Raw genomic sequence first — 20,774 nt, 5'->3', positions numbered from 1 at the left:
CTCCTTGCTGTTCCTGATCTGGGTTCGACAGCATAGCGCTTCGCATGGCACGGCGTCGTCCCGCTTCGGCTGGCCGTCGAGAACCGGGGACATAGTGACCTGGGCATCCGGTTATACCCTGGGTCTATTTCACTCGCGCGGCGACTCTGGTATAACTGCGCTCCCAAGCTGATTACGTTTTAGCACGGCAAAAAACCGCAGGTGCGGCAAGCCGTGGAAAGGGAGTGCAATGGCGCGCGTAGTGGTGGTGGGCAGCATCAACATGGACATGGTCGTCACGACCGATACGTTTCCCCGGCTCGGAGAGACGCTGTTCGGCACGCATTTTTCGACGCATCCGGGCGGCAAGGGCGCGAACCAGGCGGTCGCGGCGGCGCGCCTTGGCGCGGAGGTGACGATGATCGGCTGCGTCGGCGCCGACGCGTTCGGTGGCGAAATGAAAGCGACGCTGGCGCGCGAAGGCGTCGATATCGCCCATGTGAGCACGGCGCGCGAGGCGACCGGCATCGCGTCGATCACGCTCTCGGGCGGCGATAACGCGATCATCGTCGTGCCTGGCGCGAACCACGCGCTTTCGCCCGAAGACATCGACCGTGCAAGCGCCGCGTTCGCACAGGCCGACGTCGTGCTCGCACAACTCGAAGTGCCCTATGCAACGGTGCTGCACGCCGCGCGGCGCGCCCACGAACACGGCAAGCCGTTCTTTCTCAATCCCGCGCCCGCAATCGAACTGAGCGGCGAGCTGCTCGAGCTGACCACGTTGCTCACGCCAAACGAGCATGAACTGGCGACCGCGCTGCAAACACCGGAAGGCGCGTGGGCCGAGGTCATCGTGCGCGCGTCCGCGCATGGCCCGCGTATTGCCATGACCCACGGTAAAGACGGCGCGTATTACGCGAACCCCGACGCCGGCGCTAATGGCGCGCTCGTGCATGAGCCGGGATTCAGCGTCGAAGCCGTCGATACGACCGGCGCCGGCGACACCTTCAACGGCGCGCTCGCGGCGTTCTGGCATCTCGGCATGGGTGAGGCCGTGCGGCGCGCGAACGCGGCGGCCGCGCTTTCGGTGACGCGCGCCGGTGCGCAGGGCGGCATGCCCACGCTCGCCGAGCTCGAAGCCTTTCTGAGCGCGCAAGCCCGAGGTTCGCAGTGAAAAGACACGGACATCTGAATCGCGACATCGCACGCGTGCTGGCCCGCATGGGCCACACGGACAGCCTCGTGATCGCCGACTGCGGGCTGCCGGTTCCCGACGGCGTGGAATGCATCGACGTTGCGCTCGCGCTGGGTGTGCCCGACTTCTTCGCCGTGCTCGACAGCGTGCTCGCCGACTTCAAGGCCGAGCGCGCGGTGTTCGCGAGCGAGGCGCAAACGCACAACGCGGCCGTGGCGGCACGCAGCCGCGATATGGCCGCCGCGCACATCGCGGTGGAAAACGTGCCGCACGAAGAATTCAAGCGCCGCTGCCGCGAGGCGAAGGCGGTGATCCGCACCGGCGAATGCCGCCCCTACGCGAATGTGATCTTGCATTCGGGCGTGATCTTCTGAGAGGTCCAGGATGCAAGTGATGATGCAGGGGATCGGCAAGGCGTTCGGTCCGGTTCGGGTGCTCGAAGGCGTCGATTTCCGCATTGAGGCGGGCGAGATCCACGCGTTGATGGGCGAAAACGGCGCGGGCAAATCGACGCTCATGAAGATCCTGAGCGGTGTGTACCAGGCCGATGCAGGCGAAATCCTCGTGGATGGGCGCGCGATGCAGATCCGCAGCACCGTCGAGGCCGAACGCGCGGGCATTGCCATCATTCACCAGGAATTGAACCTCATCCCGCAGTTGACGGTGATGGAGAATCTTTTCCTTGGCCGCGAGCCGAGCCGCTTCGGCATGGTCGATACCGCGACGATGCGCAAAGAGGCGCGCAAATGGCTCGACAAGGTCGGTGCGCAGCGTATCGATCCGCAGACCGAGGCGGGGCTGCTCTCCATCGGGCAGCAGCAGCTCGTGGAAATCGCCAAGGCGCTGTCGCTGAATGCACAAGTCCTTGTGATGGACGAGCCGACCGCGGCGCTCACGGACCGCGAGATCGAAACGCTCTTCGCGATCATGCAGTCGCTCAAGGCGGGCGGCGTGGCGATCGTCTACGTTTCGCACCGCATGGAAGAGATATTCCGTGTGTGCGACAAGATCAGCGTGCTGCGCGATGGCCATTTCGTCGGCGAGCGCGCGATTGGCGAGACCGGTTTCGACGAGATCGTGCGCCTGATGGTGGGCCGCGAGATTGGCGAGCGTTTCCCGAAACGCAGCCATGTGCCGGGCGACATCCGCATGAGCGTGGCGGGGCTTGCGGACGACGGCCATATCGAAGGCGTTACGTTCGACGTGCGCGCGGGCGAGGTGCTCGGTATCGCCGGACTGATGGGAGCAGGCCGCAGCGAGATTCTGCGCACGCTGTTCGGCGCGAACCGCAAGACTGCGGGCACCGTCATGCTCGACGGCAAGCCGTTCGAGGCGCGCGACGCGTCTGGCGCGATTGCGGCGGGTATCGGCTTCGTCACGGAAGACCGCAAGCGTCAGGGGCTCGTGCTCGGCATGTCGGTGCGCGAAAACGCGACGCTCGTGCATCTGGACCAGTATGCCACCCTCGGCTTCGTCAACGAGCGCGCGGAGCGCAGCGCTGTCGACGGTCTCATCAAGCAGTTGCGTGTGCGTACGCGCGACGCCGAACTGGACGTCAAGGCCCTCTCGGGCGGCAATCAGCAGAAAGTCGTGTTCGCGAAGTGGCTGGCGCAGCCGCCGAAGGTGCTGCTGCTCGACGAGCCCACGCGCGGCGTGGACGTGGGCGGCAAGGCCGAGATCTACACGATCATCAATCAGCTCGCGGAGCAGGGCGTCGCCATCGTGATGGTGTCGTCCGAGCTGCCCGAAGTGCTGGCCATGAGCGACCGTATTCTCGTCATGCATCAGGGGCGCCAGAACGGCATCTTCGAAGCGCACACGGCCACCCAGGAACGGATCATGACCGCGGCAGCCGGCGGTCAGGCGGCTACGCAAGCTGTCGCAGCCTGAGCGAAGGCGCCGACTCATTCACTGAAAACTAGCGAGACATGACATGTCGCAAGTGACCCTCACCCCCGGCAGCCGGGCGACGCTGCAAAAGCTCGGACCCTTCGTGGCACTCCTGATCATTTCCGTGGCGCTCTCGATCGTGAGCCGCGATTTCCTCACGCTCGACAACCTGCTCAACGTGATGCGGCAGGCGTCGATCAACGCGCTGATCGCGTTCGGCATGACGCTCGTGATTCTGCTCGGCGGCATCGATCTCTCGGCGGGCTCCGTGCTCGCGCTGTCGTCGGTGATCATCGCGACGCTGCTGAGCGCGGGCACTCCCGCCATCGTGGCGACACTCGCCGGCCTCGTGGCTGGCGGTTTGATGGGCTTCGCCAACGGTCTCGTGATCAGCAAGGGCAAGGTCGCGCCGTTCATCGCCACGCTCGGTTCGATGACAGTGCTGCGCGGTCTCGCGCTCGTCGTGTCGAACGGCAGCCCGATCAGCAGCTTCAACAGCGACTTTTTCTCGCTGCTCGGCGGCGGCTATGTCGCACGCCTCGTGCCGATTCCCGTCGTGCTCATGCTCGTGATGTTCGGCGTGTTCTGGATTCTGCTGCGCAAGACCGTGTTCGGCCGCCATATCTACGCAACGGGCGGCAATGCCGAATCGGCGAAGCTCTCCGGCGTAAAGGTCGATCGCATCCAGCTGTGGGTGTACACGCTCGCGGGCGTCATGTCGGCGCTCGCCGGCGTGGTGCTGACCTCGCGACTGAACTCCGCGCAGCCGACCGCGGGCACGGGCTACGAGCTCGATGCCATCGCGGCGGTCGTGCTGGGCGGCACGAGCCTCACGGGCGGCCGTGGCTGGATCTTCGGCACGCTCGTGGGCGCGCTCCTGATCGGCGTGCTCAACAACGGCCTGAACCTGCTCGACGTGTCGTCGTTCTATCAGCAGGTCATCAAGGGCATCGTGATCCTGTTCGCCGTGCTGATCGATCGCGGCAACAAGAAGTCGTCGTAATACCCGAGCCGCGCCATGTTCCATTCGCGCGGCGCGGCAGTCCCGTATCAGTAGTTATCCTGAGGTTTTTATCTCCACACACTCCACATATAACGAGGAGGAAGACAATGCATAAGCACAACTCGCCGTCCATCCCGAAACTCCTGGCAGCGCTCGTCGCCGGTTCGCTCGTGCTGGGCCTCGCGGCCTGCTCGAAGGAAGGTCCGGGCAGCACGGCCGACGCCGGCGCGAGCGGCGCCTCGGCCGCGGCGCCGGCTTCGGGCGGCGCGGTCACGGTCGGCCTGTCGATCTCGACGCTCAACAATCCGTTCTTCGTCTCGCTCAAGAAGGGCGCCGAAGACGAGGCCAGGAAGGACGGCGTGACGCTCATCACCGTCGACGCGCAGAACGATCCGGCGAAGCAGCAGGCGAGCGTGGAAGACCTGATCGAAAAGAAGGTCAACGTCATCCTCATCAACCCGACCGATTCTTCAGCGGTGGCCAACGTCGTGAAGGAAGCGACCAGCAAGGGCATCAAGGTGATTTCGCTCGACCGCAGCGTGAACGGCGCGCAAGTCAGCTCGCATATCGCTTCGGACAACAAGGCAGGCGGCAAGATGGCCGCCGCTTTCCTTGCCGACAAGCTGGGCGGCAAGGGCAACATCGTCGAGCTGCAGGGCATTCCGGGTTCGTCGGCTGCCAACGAGCGCGGCGCCGGCTTCGACGACGAAATCGCGGCAAAAGGCGGTTTGAAGATCGTCACGAAGCAGCCGGCCGACTTCGATCGCGCCAAGGGTCTTTCGGTGATGGAAAACATCATCCAGAGCAACAAGGACATTCAGGGCGTGTTCGCGCAGAACGACGAAATGGCGCTGGGCGCGGTGAAGGCGCTGCAGGCTGCGGGCCTGAAGAACGTGGCCGTGGTCGGCTTCGACGCGACCGACGATGCAATCGCCGCGGTCAAGGCCGGCCAGATGGCCGCGACCGTGCAGCAGCAGCCCGAACTGATCGGCCAGTATGGCGTGCAGGCCGCGAAGAAGGTGGTCGACGGCCAGCCGGTCGACAAGTTCATCCCGGTGCCGCTGAACCTGTACAAGCAGTAAGCACGTTTTCAGGCGCGCGCGAGCGTAGTACCATCGGACGCGAAGGTTTTCGCGTACGCGCGCGCTTGAGAGCGACTGCGCGCCCCGTGCCATACGGGGCGCTTCGTTTTGGGGCTTGCCCTCGCTCACCGCCGCATCGCCGGCGCTTCGCCTCGCGTTCACCCGATCCCCAACCTACATCCAGCAGGAACGCCGCGTGTCCCAGTTCGAGCGTCTGACTATCGACGACATTGCCCGCCTCGCGGAAGTTTCGCGCACCACGGCCAGCATGGTGCTTAACGGCAATGCCGAGCGCTACCGCATATCGGCGGCGACGGTCGAGCGCGTGCTGCAGGTGGCGAGGGACCATCATTTCACGCCGTCGCAGTCGGCGCGCGCGCTGCGCTCGCGGCGCAGCAACACGATCGGCCTCGTGATCCCCGATCTGACCAACTCGGCGCACGCCGCGCTTGCCCAGGCCATGGAATGGCAATGCCGCGAGCGCTACCGCTATCAGCTCGTGATCGTGACGAGCGACGAAGACCCGGTGCGCGAGACCGAAGGCATCGCGCATCTGGTCGCGCAGCAGGTGGACGGCGTGGTGGTCGTGCCGTGCACCGCCGATGCACCGCGCTACGACAAGTGGGTCAAGCGTTTGCCGATCGTGTTCGCCGACCGGCGCGTGGCGACGAGCGCGATTCCCTATGTGATTACCGACGCCGCAGAAACGGTGGCTGCGTTGGTCGGCGAGACGATCGAGCAAGGCGCGCGGGAAGTGGTGTTCTTCGGCGGCCAGCCGGAACTCTCGCCGAGCCGCGACCGCCTCGCGGGCTATCGGCTCGCGCTCGAGCGGCACGGCATTGCGGAGCAGGCCGGCTGGGTGTTTCAGCGCGACTACCAGAGAGAGTCGGGTTATGCGCTGATGAAGGCCTGGTTCGAGGCGCATGAGCGCTATCCCGAGGCGCTGTTCGCCGGTTCGATCACGTTGCTCGAAGGCTTGCTGGAATTCGTGAACGAAGCGCATCAGCTCACGCAGGCGCCGGGCCGCGTGATGACCTTCGACGATCATCAACTGCTCGACTGCCTGCCGCTTCGCATCGACGCCATCGTGCAGGACAGCGGCCAACTCGCCGAACATAGCCTGCGGTGCGTATTTTCGCTGCTCGAAGGCGAAGGCGCGCCCGAGTCCATTCAGGTGCCCGCGCAGATCCACTATCGGCGGCACGGGCGGCCTGACCTGCGCTAACCCTGCACGCACGTAAACGACTTCGCGCTGTTCACGTCGCCCGCGCCGTTATAGCTGGGCCATGCGGGATACTGGCACAGCGGCCTTGTGCGGCCCGGTACGCCCGCGGTGTCGGTGACGACCTGGTGCGCTGGCGGCGTGCCGTGCTCGACCCAGTTTTCCAGTGCCGTGAGCGAATCCCACGACGCGTTGAACTCGGTGCCGACGGCGTGCTGAAGCCCCGGAATCTCATAGAAGCGCACGAACGACGCCACGGCGCCGAAACCCATCGCCAGCTGCATGCGCTGGAAGTAGACCTCGGTCGCCCGCGTGCTGACGGTCTGGTCCACCGTGCCGTGCGCCATCAGCAGCTTGCCGCCGCGCCGCATGAAACGCGTGAGGTTCGCGTCGGTCGCGTCGAGTCCCGAGAGCATGCTGATGCGCCCCGACGATTGACCCGCGAGCGCGGGATTGAACGTGAGCGAGTCGAAGTTCGGGTTGTCGATGACCGTGTAGCGGACGAACTCGTCGGCGATCTGCCCGTCGAACATCGCGGTGCTCTGCAGCGGATACGACGGCTGCGTCGTGCCCAATGCGAGCGTCGTGACGGTCGGCTCGAGCGGCGAGTTGCTGCCCACGCCGAGATCGGCGCCATACACGTTGTAGCCCGGATACTGCGTTTCGCCGCTTTCGAGCGGGTACGCAAACACGAGCGGCGTATTCATGGTGTTGAGCGCCGCGATCTGCGGGTCTGAAAGACACGTGTCGCCGTGCGCCACCCCGCCTGCGCAGCGCAGGGGCGCGCCGTCGACACTGGCGGTTGCCGGGTTGAACGTCGCGTTGCACGCCTGCACGTTGCTGATCAGGCCGTCGACGACACCGTCGAGCCCGTCGCATGCCTGCATGACCGCCTTGAGCAGCAGCGCGCGCTGCGCGGTGTCGGGATACGCGCCTGGCGCCGCGAAGCCTTCGGTCACGCGCAACTGCTGCAGGCTCAGCGTCGTGAAGTCGTAGGCGGGATAGAACGCGATCACGCCGTCCCAGTCCCGCGGCCAGCGCTGCGCGACGGTCAGCGCCTCGCGCCCGCCAGTCGAGCCGCCCGCGAAATACGCCTTGAACGGATGCACGCCGTAATGGGCCTTGACGATCACGAGTGCGGCGTCGTGCGTTTTCTTCAGCGCAGCGCCCATGAAGTTGTCGTACGCTTCGGCGTTGACGGAAAACGCGCCGTTCACTGCGCCGTTGGTTGCTTCGTGCCCGGAATCGCTCGCGAACACCGCGTAACCGCGCGACAGCGGTCCCGGCAGATTGGGCGGCGCGCTCGGCACGTTGCCGGTCACGGCGGGAATCGAGCCGTCGAAACCGCCGCCGCCGAGCATCAGGACCTTGCCGTTCCACCGGTCAGGCAATGCGATGTCGAAGAGGATGTCCGGCGCGGACGGATCGACCGGATGGATCGCGCCCGCTACGAGACAGTACGAACCGGTGGCGGTCGCTCCGCTGCCGCTTGCCGCCATCTGCGTTGCGGACGTGACGACGGCGCCGGTGGTCGGCAGGTCGATCTTGCGGGCCGCAACGGTCAGCCCGATCAATTGCGGGCAACCCGTTTTTGACGGCGGCGGCGTCCCGTGCGGTCCGCAGGCCGCGTCGCGGCACGAGTCCGCTACCGGTTGCGCATACGTGCCGAGGCTCCAGATGGCGCACAGCACCAGCACGCAGAACGCACCCGCTCGCGAAGGTACGAGCCTCCACGCGCGCCACAGCCCGCCGTTCGAGTTCATTGCGTTGTCTCCTTCCAGTGAGGCCTCGAGACAGCGCTGCAAGCCGCGGCATCGGCCCCTATGCCGCCGCGCACTCCTACCCCTGATTCCTTTTGGCAATGGCATAGCCGCCGCTTTCGAGTTCGCGCGCGGCGCGTGATGCGTGAATCCATAATAGTCGCTAGTGCGCGCGGCACCCGCCAATTTGCGCACGACCTGTTTGCCCGATGCTGGCGGATGTTGGCGGTTCGTCTTTCGATTCGCTTTCCGGCTGTGGCACGCCGACGGTAGTATCGTTGCGCAGGTGATCCACGAGAGCAGGACAACCGATGACGCGTCTTGATAGCCCCGTCGATGCGCAGCGCCTCGACGACGAATGGCTCCAGGTGGACGGCGCTGGCGGATTCGCGTCCGGCACGGTCGGCACCGCGCGCACGCGCCGCTATCATGCGCTGCTGCTCACGGCCAGGCAGCCGCCCACGAACCGCGTGGTGCTCGTCAACGGCATCGAAGCCTGGCTCGAGGACGGGGAGCGCAAGACGGCACTGACGATGCAGCGCTACGCCCCCGATCTGCTCTATCCCGACACGTCGGAGCGCATCGCAAGCTTCGACACATCGCCGTGGCCGACGTGGCGCTACCGGCTGGAAGGCGGCGCCGTGCTCACGGCAGAAGTGTTCGTGGCCAGGGCGACCCGCGAGACCGTGCTGCGCTGGCGGCTCGACGGAGTGTCCGGCACTGGCGAAGCCGTGCTGAAAGTCCGCCCGTTGATTTCGGGCCGCGACTATCACGGGCTGCATCACGAGAACGCGGCATTCGATTTCAACGCCCGGATCGACGGCGAGCACGTACGCTGGCAACCGTACGGCGATCTGCCCGCCATCGTCGCGCACGCGAACGGCGGCTATACGCACGCGCCGGACTGGTACCGCAACTTCTGCTACACGCGCGAGCGCGAGCGCGGCCTCGACTGCATCGAGGATCTCGCGACGCCAGGCGTGTTCACATTCGATTTGCGCAAGGGCGACGCTGTAATGCTGTTGCGCGCGCAATCATCGTCGGGCGTACCCGATGCCTCATTCGACAGCGGAGAAAGCGCGCTGAGCCGCGCGCAACGGCTCGCCGGCTTCGAAGAAGTGCGCCGCGCGGCGCCCGGCTCGCGCCTGCAGCATTCAGCCAGCGCCTATGTCGTCGCGCGCGGCGACGGCCGCACGATCGTCGCGGGCTATCCGTGGTTCACCGACTGGGGCCGCGACACGTTCATCGCCATGCGTGGCCTGCTGCTCGCGAACGGGCGCTATGAGGAGGCCGGCACGATCCTGCTCGAATGGGCGGCGACCGTTTCAGAGGGCATGCTGCCGAATCGCTTTCCCGATGCGGGCGGCGAGCCCGAATACAACTCCGTCGATGCATCGCTGTGGTTCGTCGTGGCGGTGCACGACTACTTCGCCGCTGCGAACGTGCCGCGCGAAGCCCGGCACGCGCTGCAATGCGCCGTCGACGCCATCCTCGAAGGCTATGCGCGCGGCACGCGCTACGGGATCGCAGCCGATCCGCGCGACGCGCTGCTGCGAGCGGGCGTGCCGGGCGTGCAGCTCACCTGGATGGATGCGAAGGCGGGGGACTGGGTGGTCACGCCGCGCATTGGCAAGCCGGTCGAAATTCAGGCGCTGTGGATCAATGCGCTGCGCATTGCCGCGGCATGGGATACGCGCTGGCGCGAACTCGAAGCGCGCGCCAGCGCCTCGTTTGCCGGGCGCTTTGTCGATCCGTCGACGGGCGCGCTCTTCGACGTGGTCGACGTCGATCATGTGGAGGGCACGGCCGATCGCTCGATTCGGCCGAACCAGATCTTCGCGGCAGGCGGTCTGCCGTTCGCGCTGCTCGAAGGCAATGCGGCGCGCCCGGTCGTCGCCCAGGTCGAGGCCAATCTGCTCACGCCCATGGGGCTGCGCACGCTCGCACCGTCGGACCGCGCGTATCGTGGGCAGTACCGGGGCGGTGTGCTGGAGCGCGACGGCGCCTATCATCAGGGCACTGTCTGGCCCTGGTTGCTCGGCCCCTTCGTGGATGCCTGGCTGCATGTGAACGGCGATCACGCGACGCAGCGCGCGGTGGCTCGCGAGCGGTTCATCGTGCCGCTGCTCGCGCATCTCGACCGTGCCGGGCTCGACCATGTTTCCGAGGTCGCCGACGGCGACGCGCCGCACGAGCCCGGCGGCGCACCGTTCCAGGCATGGTCGCTCGGCGAATTGATGCGCGTTCTCAAGCGGCTTGGCGACGCGGGCTAACCCGCGCCCGCGGCGCTGCGCGCACGCCCGACGGGCAAACCGCGCTAGCATGGAAGACTCGCGGCGTTCGCCGCTCGCGCCCCACCCTGGCGGCCCCAATTCAAGGAGATGCCCATGCTGCAGCGCGCCGCCGGCCTCATCCACACGGTCGAAGGCCAACGCCTGTACTCGGCCGACTACGCCCGCTGGCAGCGCTGGGGACCGTACCTCAGCGAGCGCCAATGGGGCACGGTGCGCGAGGACTATAGCGAGCATGGCACCGCGTGGGACTACTTCCCGCACGACCACGCGCGCATGCGCGCCTATCGCTGGGGCGAGGACGGTCTGGCCGGTTTCGCCGACGAGCGGTTGGACTGGTGTTGTTCGCTCGCGCTATGGAACGGCCTCGACCCTATTTTGAAGGAACGCCTGTTCGGCCTCACGAATCAGGAAGGCAATCATGGCGAGGACGTGAAGGAGCTGTACTTTTACCTCGACAGCACGCCGACGCATTCGTATATGCGCATGCTCTACAAGTACCCGCAAGCCGCGTTTCCCTACCAGGACCTGATCGACGAAAACGCGCGGCGCGGCGTCGGCTTGCCCGAATATGAAATTCTCGACACGGGCGCATTCGACGATGAGCGTTATTTCGATGTGCAGATCGAATACGCAAAGCACACGCCGGAAGACATCGCCATGCGCGTGACAGTCGAGAACCGCGCCGGGCAGCACGCATCGATCGACGTGTTGCCGCAGATCTGGGCGCGCAATACGTGGTCGTGGAAGGCCACGAGCAAGCCGTCTCTCACGCTGGTCTCGTCGGCGGGGGGCGAGCACGTCGTCGCCCACTGTGGCACGCACGAGCCGCTCGTCGTGACGGCCGCCGCAAAAGGAGGCGAGCGCGTCGAATGGCTGTTTTGCGAGAACGAGACCAACGTGAAGCGTCTCTTCGGCATGGACGGCGCCGGTCCGTTCAAGGACGGTTTCGACGACTATGTCGTGCACGGCAACCACGACGCGATCCGGCGTGACGCGGGCACGAAGGCGGCCGCGCGCGTGCATCTCGAGATCGCGGCGCACGGCCGCGCGGTCGTCACGTTCCGCTGGCGTCCGCTGTCCGCGCCGAAGGAGGACGTGGCGCTCGACATCGACAGCCTGTTCGCGCAGCGCATCGCCGAAGCGGACGCGTTCTACGACGCGTTGCAGCGCGACATCGAGAGCGCCGACGCGAGGCTCGTGCAGCGCCAGGCGCTGGCGGGCATGCTGTGGTCGAAGCAGTACTACCAGTACGACGTGAACCGCTGGATGGCAGGCGACCCGCTGCAGCCGCCACCGCCCGCAGCGCGCCAGCGCGGGCGCAACGCGGACTGGCGGCATCTGTGCAACGCGGACATTCTCTCGATGCCGGACAAATGGGAGTACCCGTGGTATGCCTCGTGGGACCTCGCGTTTCAGGCGGTCGCGTTCGCGCTGGTCGATCCGATGTTTGCAAAGAAGCAGATGCTGCTGCTCGTGAAAGACCGCTATCAGCATCCGAACGGCCAGTTGCCTGCCTACGAATGGGCCTTCGGCGACGCGAATCCGCCCGTGCACGCGTGGGCGGCGTGGCGCGTGTATGAGATCGATCGCGCAATCACCGGCAAGGCGGACCGGGATTTTCTCGAACTCATCTTCCACAAGCTGCTGCTGAACTTCTCGTGGTGGGTGAACCGCAAGGATGCGGACGGCCACAACATCTTCCAGGGCGGCTTCCTCGGACTCGACAACGTCGGCATCTTCGACCGTTCGTCGCCGCTGCCAACAGGCGGGCACCTCGACCAGGCGGACGGCACCGCGTGGATGGCGGCTTATGCGCTCGACCTGATGCGCATCGCGCTCGAGCTCGCGTTCGCAAACCATGTGTTCGTCGATATCGGCGTGAAGTTCTTCGAGCACTTCCTGTATATCGCGGGGGCAGTGAGCTGCGACGACGGCTGCGACACGGGCCTGTGGGACAGCGTGGACGAGTTTTTCTACGACAAGCTGAGGCTGCCGGACGGCAGCAGCGTGCCGCTGCGCATGCGCTCGATCGTCGGGCTGATTCCCTTCTTCGCGGTGCGCGTGCTGGAAGAGCGGGTCCATGGCGGGCTGCCGGGGCTGCGCGAGCGGCTTGTTTTTTTCCTCCAGCACCGGCCCGACCTGGCGAGCCTCGTGTCGCGCTGGAACGAACCCGGCAAGGGCAATGCGTTGCTGCTCTCGCTATTGCGCGGGCACCGGATGAAGGCGCTGCTTCGGCGTATGCTCGACGAAGCCGAGTTTCTCTCGGACCACGGCGTGCGTGCGCTCTCGCGCGCCCATCTCGACGAGCCTTTCGTCTACCGGCACAACGGTTGCGACTTCCGCGTCAAGTATCTGCCCGCCGAATCTGAATCGCGCGTATTCGGCGGCAATTCGAACTGGCGCGGCCCGGTGTGGATGCCGGTCAACTATATGCTGATCGAGTCGCTGTACGAATTCCACCGCTACTATGGCGACGATTTTCGTGTCGAGTATCCGACCGGGTCAGGCAAGAAGCTTTCACTTGCACAGATCGCCGACGAGCTCGCGCGCCGCGTCACGACGCTCTTCCTGCTCGACCGCAACAATGAGCGCCCGGTGATGGGCGCGTACCCGCTGCTGCAGGCCGATCCGCGCTGCCGCGGTCTCGTGCTGTTTCACGAGTACTTCCATGGCGACAACGGACGCGGCGTCGGCGCATCGCACCAGACCGGCTGGACCGGGCTCGTCGCGCTGATGCTGCAGCCGCGCATGATGAGCCCCTCGGGCAATGTGCCGGTGGCGGGCCAGATCGAAGACGTGGAGGCGGTGAAGTGAGCGCGACGGATCAGCCTCGATGACAACTGTGTGCCGCAAACCGGCACTCGCCATGTTTAAGAGTCGGTCAGGAGATAACACCCGCGCCGCCCGAAATTCGCAAACATGGCCAGAACGCCCAGCAGTAAAGCGTTCGAGAGTACTGGCACAGTCGATGCGTTCACGCCGACCGACAGTTGGGCACAGCCAGCTGCAGCCGAGTCGAGGTGCAACATGTCGAGCGTTCCAGATCGCAGGCCCGCGGGTCTTTCGCATGTGTTGTTGCTGATCGAACTGATCGGCCGCGCTCCACGGGAGCTATGGCCCTTTGTGCTGACCTGGGTCATCGTGGTGCTGACCGTTCCTTTTTGCTGGCTCGTCATCTCGGGGGCGCTCACGCAACACGTGCTGGTGCCGCCGATTGAAACGCCGAAAGCGCTGGCCGAAACCGGCTATGCCCCGGAATTGCTGGCAGAACGCATTCTTGCGGCGATGCGCGGCATCAGCAGCGACAGCGACGCGGTTCCGCACGATGTATCGCTGGCCGATAACGACAGCCCGGATATCAAGCTGCCGGGCCAGGACATGTCCTATGCCTCGATTGTCGGGTTTCTCAAATCGACGCTGTTCAGGAACAAGCAGGACGTGGTCGTCCATATCGGCATTACGCATGCGGCCGACGGTGCGGATGCGTATGTCGCGCATATCCAGATCGAAAACGGCCCGTTCAACGCCATGCACGACGACGTCGCGTTCACAGGCAAGGACTTCAACCAGTCGGTGCGAGACATCGCGATCGAAGTCATGCGTCTCGTCGAACCGAATACGCTCGCGAGCCACGTGTTCTCGACGGTGCAAAAGACACGGTGTTCGCCGGGTCAATGCGACTACAGCGACGTCGAAGCGATCTATGACGATGTCCTCGGCCGGCCAGGCTCGCCGCAACGCCAATGGGCGCTCGCTGGAAAAGGCTGGCTGCTGCTGAGGCAAAACCGCTCCGAGGAGGCGGAACAGCAGTCGCGCGACGCGCTGCTGCTGTATCCGCACTCGGCCGTCTTGCGGGCCAATCTCGGCATTGCGCTCGAGCAGGAGCATAGAATCGACGCCGCGATCAAGGAGCTTCGCGCGGGCGCTCACGAGCGGTGGAGCACCGCGGAGAACCAGCGCCTGCTCGGCGACGTCTTGTTGCACGCGCACCGGTATGCCGAAGCCCTCAGCGCGTTTCACCGCGCAGATGAAATGCATCGCGACGACGTGAACATCCTGCATGACTGGGGAGAAGCGCTCATCGACAACGGCCAGTATGAGGCGGCGATCGTCAAGCTCGCGCATGCGGTGGAACTTCGTCCCGATCTCGCGCCCTCGTATGAACTATGGGGACAGGCGCTGGAAAACGAAGGCGATCTGTCTCATGCGGCACAAAAATATGCCGAGGCGGACAAGCGCGACAGCGGGGCGCTGACGCCGCACGAGAAGCAACTCGCCCTGCTCGGTACGCCGCGCAGATTGCCGCCGGTATCGGCGAGTCTGCAGGCGCCGGAGAGTCACGCATAGCGCTCATAGCCGTCCATGGGTTTTTCGCTAGCTAGTTCAGTCATTGCGTGCTCCCGCAAAGCAAGTCCTGGCTCTTCACTGGAATAAACGCTGCGTCCTCCTCGTTCTGTTTCCGTTAGTCCCTTGGACTGAACGAGGAGTGCGGTCATGAAGTCTCTACTCGCCGTATTTGGCGTCGTAGCGTGTGGCGCGGCCATCGCGACGCTCGTGTCGTGTGGCGGCAGTTCCGGTTCCAGTTCGGGTTCCGGCAGTGCGAGCGCGCCCGTCCAGTCGTCGTTCGCGGCGACGGCGCTCGTTTCCGATGGCGCGGTGGCGGCCGCCCACATCGACGGGAATCTGAGAAACCCGTGGGGTGTCGCCTTTAATCCGAAAGGTTTCGTCTGGGTTGCGGACAACGGCACCAATGTCGCAACGCTCTATGACGGCAACGGCGTGCCGCAATCGCTGATCGTCGCGATACCGAACGGGAAGAACGGCACGGCATCGCCCACGGGCCTCGTCTTCAACGGCACACAAAGCTTTACCGTCACGGAAAACGGCAAGTCCGGCGTCGCGGCATTCATCTTCGCGGGCGAGGGCGGCACCATCACCGCGTGGGCGCCGGCGGTCGGGCCGACCAACGCGTTCGTCATGTACGACGACGGCACGGGCGGCGCCGTGTACAAGGGTCTCGCGCTCGCGACGATGAACAACGCGAATTTCCTCTACGCGACCGACTTCCATAACAACAAGATCGATGTTTTCAATACCTCATTCAACAAGGTTACGATGCCCGGCGGCTTCACGGACCCGGCGATCCCGGCCGGCTTCGCGCCGTTCGGCATTCAGGCGGTCGGCTCGAATCTGTTCGTCACGTATGCCATGCAGGACGCGGCCAGGCACGACGATGTCGCAGGCGCGGGGCTCGGCATGGTCGACGTGTACGACACGGCCGGCAACCTGAAGCAGCGCTTCGCGACAGGGAGTCCGCTCGATGCGCCATGGGGCATCGCCCAGGCGCCGGCAAACTTCGGCTCGATGAGTGGCGCGATACTGATCGGCAATTTCGGTAACGGCGCGATCAATGCGTTCAACGCCTCGAACGGCCAGTCGATGGGACCGCTCGCCGGGTCGAACGGCAAGGCGCTTGTCGAGCCGGGCGTATGGGGCATTGCGTTCGGCAACGACCTCAGCAATCAGCCTTCCAATACGCTGTTTTTTGCGGCGGGGCCGAATGACGAAGCCGATGGTGTGTATGGAAGGATCGATTTGAATGCGACGTCGAACACAGGCGCGACTACGGGCACAGGCACCGGCATCGGCACCGGTACGGGAACGGGAACGGGTGCAGGGACGAGCATGGGCATGTAGCGCCCGGCACATTGCCAGCGCGCTTCGCGACAGTCGAAGCGTGCCTTTTCGCTGTCTATGGGTCGACGCGTGAATTCCTGTGAGAATATACGCGCAGAGGGGGCGCTTTTTCCTCGGTTGACTCGACCCGATGGAGGCAGCATGAATAGAGACGGTGCGAAGGGAACGATCTGCGTGATGGTGTTCGTGGCTGTCGCGAACTGCGCTGCCAATGCGAACGCGCAAACCGGTATGAACGAGCCTGTCGGTGGGGCCGTGCAAAGAGTCTCGGCATCGACACCCGGAACCCGGCCGGACAGCTCGGTGGTACGCGACGTTCGCCGCGCCATCAGGCGCGTCCCGGATCTCGACGATTCGGATATTCACATCCGGGTCAGCCATGGTGTCGTCACGCTCTCGGGCACAGTCCCACAGACCTGGCAGATCTCGCGCGCGGCCAATGCGGCAAGGCCGGTGCTGGGCGTGAAGGCCGTGACGAACCGCTTGACAGCCCGGAAAGGGGATGCCGCGGCCAGCGAATAGCATCTCGCGCGCCGCCGCACTGGGCAACGCCTCCGGAAGGCGATGCCCCATCTTTTCATACGCCGGCGAAAGGGCTTCCTGGTAACTTTGTACTCAAAGGCCACGCTTTTGGTAAGTACATTAGTTAACGAATCGTCGTGGCGTGCATGAGGCGATTTATTGCGCGCGCTGCGGCTGCCCCGTCTCGGAAACAGCTGTTTTCCGGCAACCCCTACCAAGGCTGGTTTCGCGGGCGTGACGGGAAAACCGGAGGGGCGGCACCCTATGTCGGTCTCCATGCGTGCGCCGTCTGCGCATAACGTCACACAGTAGCGATTTCCAGCGTCTCAAACTCGACGGCCAGTTCCGCGCCGGCCGTAGCAAGGACTAACGCTATCCGGCTCCCTGGCGTATCGGAAAAACGCTCACTCTTCGCTAGCATAGCGAGCGCGAGGTCGTAATTAGCATCGCCCGGTTTGAGTATCGTTACTTCAAAAACGATGTTATTCGCCACGCTGAAATGCTCAACGGTACAGCGGCTAGTCCGTTGAACCGGATGAATTGCACCGGATTCGCCGCGATGGATCGGAGTACTTCCATTTCAACGGGAGCGCCTGCTTGTTGTATTGACGTATGTAACGCATGAGCTTTTTGTCGAGATCCTTGGTGCTGGTGAATACGCCACGCGCAATGACGTCGCGCTGGATGCGGGCAAACCAGTTCTCGACCTGGTTCAGCCATGACGAATACGTGGGGGTGTAATGTATCGAGACCTTCGGATGGTCAGCCAGAAATGTTTGAACAGCGTCGGTTTTGTGGCTGCTCACGTTGTCGCAGATCACGTGAATCTCCTTTCCGCGTGGCTGCGCCGATACCACCTCGGTGAGGAACGCAACAAACTGGGTGCTGGTGTGGCGTGGCGCGGTTTTGCCCAGCACCTCACCGGTGGCAACATTCAATGCCGCGAACAGGCTCAGGGTGCCGTTGCGTTTGTATTCAAAGCCATGGCTCTCGGCGCGCCCGGGCGAGAGCGGCAGCATCCGGTCCTTGCGATCCAGCGCTTGGATGGCTGTCTTCTCGTCCACGCAGAACACCACCGCATGCAATGGCGGATTGAGGTACAGCCCGATCACGTCGGCCGCCTTCGCCTCAAAGTCAGGATCATTGGACACCATGTGCGTATCGAGACGATGTGGCCGAATGTCGTGCTTGCGCCAGATACGTTGCACGGTCATGAAAGCCATGCCCAGCTGTGCCGCCAGTTTGCGGCTGCTCCAGTGCGTCGAGCCGTCGGCAGGCTTGCGTCGCAGCGTGTAGTCGAGCACTCTCGCTTCAAGACCCGCGAGGTCAGGTCGCGGCGTGCGGCCTGGATGTCTGCCGTACAGGCCTGCCAGGCGCTCACTTGCGAAACGCGTTTGCCACGTTGTGATGAAACGCGAATCGCAGTGCAATTCGGCCATGATCGCCGCGCGCGAGGCCCCTTCGTCGAGCAGCAAGATCAATCGCGCACGCCTCACCTGGCCAACGGCCATCGTGCGGCTGCGCTGAATCGACATCAGCTCTTCGCGCTCGGTTTCACTCAGATTCATTTTACCCATGCACTATTAGATCAGTGCAATTTCAATGGTTCAATGGACTAGTCCTGTTAAAAGTCAGTGTTGCGCGTTTCCCGTTGAATTCAAGCGCAATGATGAGTTTATGGCGATCACGCACGGCGAGTGTATCCATATGCCAGTCGTGGAAATACTAAAACTCTTTTAGCCTGTTCACACAAAACCTCTTTAATAAGCCAACAGGGAGAAGGCATTCCCGTTATCTCTGACGCCGTTGTCCCGATTATGCGAATGCGGGGCGCCGAAACCATGGTCATGGTCGAAATCAATGTCTACGGCAGCGTTACCGTTCCCGTCGTAGAGACGCTAAGTGTTCACGAGAAATTGATTTGAAAGTCAGTGCCGTATCTGCATTAGCAATGCTGCAAGTTCTGCGTCAATGGTATCGCGTGTCCAGGTGAGGGCTCGACGCCATCGGTATTTCAGGGGTGGCATCCGCGAGCAAGCCGTCGATGAAGTGCTCGACGTTCGGGGCTTTGATAGTCCCGCCATGCGCGGCGTGGATCAACGTGTTCTCGCCGAAGTCCAGCGCACCGATCATGCTGCGACGGCAATGATGATTCGGTTCGAACTGATGGGGCAAGCCTCGCGGTGACCAGCTACGCTGAACCGGCGGCGATCCATGAAAGCCCGCCTCATCCAGATACAGCCGCACGGCACCATCGCGCGCGGCCTGCTGGAGCTTCTCGAGTGTGGTCTGTTTCATCGCGAACACTTCTTCATTACGCTTTTTTGAGCGCGTAGCGGTTTCGCTTGAACGAAAAGCCATTGCGCTCGAGTGCTTCACCCAGCGTTTCAATCTTGCAGGGCAGCGGTCCGTTGAGCGCAGCTTCGAGGCGCTGGGCGATGCGACTCAACAGGGGTTCGGCGCGCGCGATGTCCAGGGCCACGGTGATCTAGGCCTCACTCAGCAGCGCATGCCGACCGCCGTTATGCGCACCCATCAAGCCGCATACGCCGCACTCTCGCCATGCGTGCGACAGTTGTAGACGCTCTGGCCATTCACGCCCAGTTGGGCCGCGATGACACGTGGCTTGAGGCCACGTCCGAGCATCAACAAGCCCGCCGCGCGTGTTCGCGTATCCCCCGAAGAGGGTGATTGATCGACGTCTGCTGCAACGTCAGCTCCTCAACTGCCTCCAGCACAACGACACACTTCATCCAAGACCCGGCATCAGCGAAAACGCCAGGCTAGCAAAAATCAAACGCTTTTACCATGGAACACTTATCAACATAGATCGGAGAATTCGTTAAATTAAATTAACATTTATTCGATATCAATGTGCATCGAATAAATTATTAAGATAAGTTAGTAAACCTAACGTATGTTTGACAGCCATCAATAAGATTCGTTGAAATACGTGGGATTCTACTCTTTACAGAGATTTTGCTAGCGCATTGAGCTATGTTAGCCAATGTTAAATTATCGATCGAGCACTTTATGCCATCTCATTACTGTATCGCCTCGCGTACATCGAGGAATACGACACCCCCGGTGGCCAGCCGATCAGCGCCATGATCAGCGACTTCGAGTTTTCGAATTCGCCGATGGACATCGCCCTGCTGCGCAACATCTCGAAGGTGGCGGCTGCCGCGCACATGCCGTTCATCGGCTCGGTGGGTCCGGCATTCTTGGGCAAGCAGTCGATGGAAGAAGTGGCGGCCATCCAGGATATCGGCAACTATTTCGACCGCGCCGAGTACATCAAATGGAAGAGCTTCCGAGACATGGATGATGCCCGCTACGTGGGTCTGACGATGCCGCGCGTGCTGGGCCGTCTGCCGTATGGCAAGGACACAGTGCCGGTGCGTGCCTTCAACTACGAAGAAGCGGTGAAGGGCCCAGATCATAACCGGTACCTGTGGGTCAACGCATCGTTCGCGTTCGCTGCGAACATGACGCGTAGCTTCGTGAATAACGGGGTGGTGTGTTCAGATCCGCGGTCCGCAGGCTGGTGGCAAGGTCGAAGGGCTGCCTCTTCACCTTTACGACCTTGGGACTGGTGTCCAGCCGAAGATCCCGACGGAAGTGCTGATTCCGGAGACGCGCGAATTCGAGTTTGCGAATCTCGGTTTCATTCCGCTCTCGTTCTACAAGAACCACGACTTCGCGTGCTTCTTCTCGGCCGATTCGACGCAGAAAGGCCAAGAGCTGACCGGGCTGATCTGACGATTCCCGCATGTACCCGCCGGGGCACCGATCAGTGCCCCGGCTATGCCGTTGCGTTCGCGCGTTGAGGAGGTCTCCGATGTCGATGGTCATGCCGTTGCAGGCTTATGAATTGAAACTGGCGCCACACCCGGCGCCCTTCTCGGTCCTGAAATTTGCTGGTATCGACAGGATCAGCCAGCTGTACTGGTACGAGATTGAATTCACAAGCCCCATGGCTGGAATCCCGATGGACCAGGTGATCGGGCGCCCCGCCCGGTTTGCCATCGATCCGATCGATCCGAACATGGGCAATCTGCTCAGGATGTATGGCGAGAACGCGCAGAAGTTCAGCAAGAAGCCGCCTGCATACACCATTCACGGCATCG

At 63.5% G+C, this 20,774-nt stretch carries 16 protein-coding genes and 2 pseudogenes; 13 read left to right on the top strand and 5 right to left on the bottom strand.

The genetic code is table 11. The features are described 5' to 3' along the window. Window positions 1–229: 229 nt before the first annotated feature. The 6 genes from rbsK (at window position 230) to BHE01S_RS21625 (ending at window position 6,374) form a co-directional block, all read left to right on the top strand. Complete coding sequence (gene rbsK, locus BHE01S_RS21650) at window positions 230–1,153, top strand: ribokinase (protein WP_042267532.1); 924 nt, start codon at window positions 230–232, stop codon at window positions 1,151–1,153. After that, the gene (rbsD, locus tag BHE01S_RS21645) at window positions 1,150–1,548 is read left to right on the top strand and encodes a D-ribose pyranase (RefSeq protein WP_042267531.1); all 399 of its coding nucleotides are present in this window, start codon (window positions 1,150–1,152) and stop codon (window positions 1,546–1,548) included. The genes rbsK and rbsD overlap by 4 nt, the downstream gene beginning before the upstream one ends. A 19-nt stretch (window positions 1,549–1,567) precedes the next feature. Continuing rightward, window positions 1,568–3,064 (top strand): sugar ABC transporter ATP-binding protein, encoded by a 1,497-nt coding sequence (locus BHE01S_RS21640; protein ID WP_304622438.1) that lies wholly within the window; start codon window positions 1,568–1,570, stop codon window positions 3,062–3,064. 43 nt (window positions 3,065–3,107) lie between these two features. After that, entirely contained in the window at window positions 3,108–4,067 is a 960-nt protein-coding gene (locus tag BHE01S_RS21635) for an ABC transporter permease (RefSeq protein WP_042267528.1), read from the top strand. A 107-nt stretch (window positions 4,068–4,174) separates the two neighbouring features. Beyond that, a complete protein-coding gene (gene rbsB, locus BHE01S_RS21630; RefSeq protein WP_042267527.1) occupies window positions 4,175–5,149 on the top strand; it encodes a ribose ABC transporter substrate-binding protein RbsB in 975 nt (324 codons plus the stop codon). A 196-nt stretch (window positions 5,150–5,345) separates the two neighbouring features. Then, window positions 5,346–6,374: a substrate-binding domain-containing protein gene (locus BHE01S_RS21625; RefSeq protein ID WP_042267711.1), complete on the top strand. Its 1,029-nt coding sequence runs from the start codon at window positions 5,346–5,348 to the stop codon at window positions 6,372–6,374. On the opposite strand, the gene BHE01S_RS21620 is transcribed toward BHE01S_RS21625, so the two are convergent. Then, window positions 6,371–8,134 carry a tannase/feruloyl esterase family alpha/beta hydrolase gene (locus BHE01S_RS21620; RefSeq protein ID WP_052406039.1) on the bottom strand — a complete coding sequence of 588 codons (1,764 nt, stop codon included), beginning with the start codon at window positions 8,132–8,134 and terminating at the stop codon, window positions 6,371–6,373. The genes BHE01S_RS21625 and BHE01S_RS21620 overlap by 4 nt on opposite strands. Before the next feature lie 308 nt (window positions 8,135–8,442). Here BHE01S_RS21620 and BHE01S_RS21615 point away from each other — a divergent pair, with 308 nt between their 5' ends. The 5 genes from BHE01S_RS21615 to BHE01S_RS21595 all read left to right on the top strand — a co-directional run bounded on the left by BHE01S_RS21615 (window position 8,443) and on the right by BHE01S_RS21595 (window position 16,644). Next, window positions 8,443–10,404, top strand: coding sequence for an amylo-alpha-1,6-glucosidase (locus BHE01S_RS21615; protein ID WP_042267525.1), 1,962 nt, complete (start codon window positions 8,443–8,445; stop codon window positions 10,402–10,404). 108 nt (window positions 10,405–10,512) lie between these two features. Beyond that, window positions 10,513–13,239 (top strand): MGH1-like glycoside hydrolase domain-containing protein, encoded by a 2,727-nt coding sequence (locus BHE01S_RS21610; protein ID WP_042267524.1) that lies wholly within the window; start codon window positions 10,513–10,515, stop codon window positions 13,237–13,239. A gap of 213 nt (window positions 13,240–13,452) precedes the next feature. Next, entirely contained in the window at window positions 13,453–14,772 is a 1,320-nt protein-coding gene (locus BHE01S_RS21605) for a tetratricopeptide repeat protein (protein ID WP_167337701.1), read from the top strand. Between the two features lie 147 nt (window positions 14,773–14,919). After that, window positions 14,920–16,122, top strand: coding sequence for a TIGR03118 family protein (locus tag BHE01S_RS21600; protein WP_042267523.1), 1,203 nt, complete (start codon window positions 14,920–14,922; stop codon window positions 16,120–16,122). Window positions 16,123–16,263: 141 nt separating this feature from the next. Further along, window positions 16,264–16,644: a BON domain-containing protein gene (locus BHE01S_RS21595; RefSeq protein WP_042267522.1), complete on the top strand. Its 381-nt coding sequence runs from the start codon at window positions 16,264–16,266 to the stop codon at window positions 16,642–16,644. A gap of 301 nt (window positions 16,645–16,945) precedes the next feature. On the opposite strand, the gene BHE01S_RS21590 is transcribed toward BHE01S_RS21595, so the two are convergent. The 4 genes from BHE01S_RS21590 to BHE01S_RS39220 all read right to left on the bottom strand — a co-directional run bounded on the left by BHE01S_RS21590 (window position 16,946) and on the right by BHE01S_RS39220 (window position 19,126). After that, window positions 16,946–17,137: a hypothetical protein gene (locus BHE01S_RS21590; RefSeq protein ID WP_042267521.1), complete on the bottom strand. Its 192-nt coding sequence runs from the start codon at window positions 17,135–17,137 to the stop codon at window positions 16,946–16,948. Window positions 17,138–17,162: 25 nt separating this feature from the next. Further along, window positions 17,163–18,221 carry an IS630 family transposase gene (locus tag BHE01S_RS21585; protein WP_042267520.1) on the bottom strand — a complete coding sequence of 353 codons (1,059 nt, stop codon included), beginning with the start codon at window positions 18,219–18,221 and terminating at the stop codon, window positions 17,163–17,165. Window positions 18,222–18,612: 391 nt separating this feature from the next. Further along, window positions 18,613–18,942: a transposase gene (locus BHE01S_RS21580; RefSeq protein WP_042267519.1), complete on the bottom strand. Its 330-nt coding sequence runs from the start codon at window positions 18,940–18,942 to the stop codon at window positions 18,613–18,615. Between the two features lie 16 nt (window positions 18,943–18,958). After that, complete coding sequence (locus BHE01S_RS39220; RefSeq protein ID WP_245639818.1) at window positions 18,959–19,126, bottom strand: hypothetical protein; 168 nt, start codon at window positions 19,124–19,126, stop codon at window positions 18,959–18,961. 565 nt (window positions 19,127–19,691) lie between these two features. On the opposite strand from BHE01S_RS39220, the pseudogene tssC reads away from it, so the two are divergent. Then, a pseudogene (tssC, locus tag BHE01S_RS21570) lies at window positions 19,692–20,379 on the top strand (type VI secretion system contractile sheath large subunit); the annotation flags it as partial. Window positions 20,380–20,485: 106 nt separating this feature from the next. Further along, window positions 20,486–20,774 (top strand): annotated as a pseudogene (locus BHE01S_RS21565) (type VI secretion system tip protein VgrG); the annotation flags it as partial.

The sequence above is a fragment of the Paraburkholderia heleia NBRC 101817 genome (assembly GCF_000739775.1).
In the GTDB taxonomy this organism is placed as follows: Bacteria; Pseudomonadota; Gammaproteobacteria; order Burkholderiales; family Burkholderiaceae; genus Paraburkholderia; species Paraburkholderia heleia.
Note: the sequence above shows the minus strand (reverse complement) of the source record. Positions and strands in the feature narration are given on the sequence as shown.

What these genes read in the sequence shown, in the direction of transcription:
- BHE01S_RS21615 (WP_042267525.1), top strand. Translation starts at nt 8,443, where the DNA reads ATGACGCGTCTTGATAGCCCCGTCGATGCGCAGCGCCTCGACGACGAA.
- BHE01S_RS21585 (WP_042267520.1), bottom strand. Translation starts at nt 18,221, where the DNA reads ATGGGTAAAATGAATCTGAGTGAAACCGAGCGCGAAGAGCTGATGTCG.
- BHE01S_RS21620 (WP_052406039.1), bottom strand. Translation starts at nt 8,134, where the DNA reads ATGAACTCGAACGGCGGGCTGTGGCGCGCGTGGAGGCTCGTACCTTCG.
- BHE01S_RS21635 (WP_042267528.1), top strand. Translation starts at nt 3,108, where the DNA reads ATGTCGCAAGTGACCCTCACCCCCGGCAGCCGGGCGACGCTGCAAAAG.
- BHE01S_RS21610 (WP_042267524.1), top strand. Translation starts at nt 10,513, where the DNA reads ATGCCCATGCTGCAGCGCGCCGCCGGCCTCATCCACACGGTCGAAGGC.
- BHE01S_RS21605 (WP_167337701.1), top strand. Translation starts at nt 13,453, where the DNA reads ATGTCGAGCGTTCCAGATCGCAGGCCCGCGGGTCTTTCGCATGTGTTG.
- BHE01S_RS21580 (WP_042267519.1), bottom strand. Translation starts at nt 18,942, where the DNA reads ATGAAACAGACCACACTCGAGAAGCTCCAGCAGGCCGCGCGCGATGGT.
- rbsB (WP_042267527.1), top strand. Translation starts at nt 4,175, where the DNA reads ATGCATAAGCACAACTCGCCGTCCATCCCGAAACTCCTGGCAGCGCTC.
- BHE01S_RS21640 (WP_304622438.1), top strand. Translation starts at nt 1,568, where the DNA reads ATGATGCAGGGGATCGGCAAGGCGTTCGGTCCGGTTCGGGTGCTCGAA.
- BHE01S_RS21595 (WP_042267522.1), top strand. Translation starts at nt 16,264, where the DNA reads ATGAATAGAGACGGTGCGAAGGGAACGATCTGCGTGATGGTGTTCGTG.
- rbsK (WP_042267532.1), top strand. Translation starts at nt 230, where the DNA reads ATGGCGCGCGTAGTGGTGGTGGGCAGCATCAACATGGACATGGTCGTC.
- BHE01S_RS21600 (WP_042267523.1), top strand. Translation starts at nt 14,920, where the DNA reads ATGAAGTCTCTACTCGCCGTATTTGGCGTCGTAGCGTGTGGCGCGGCC.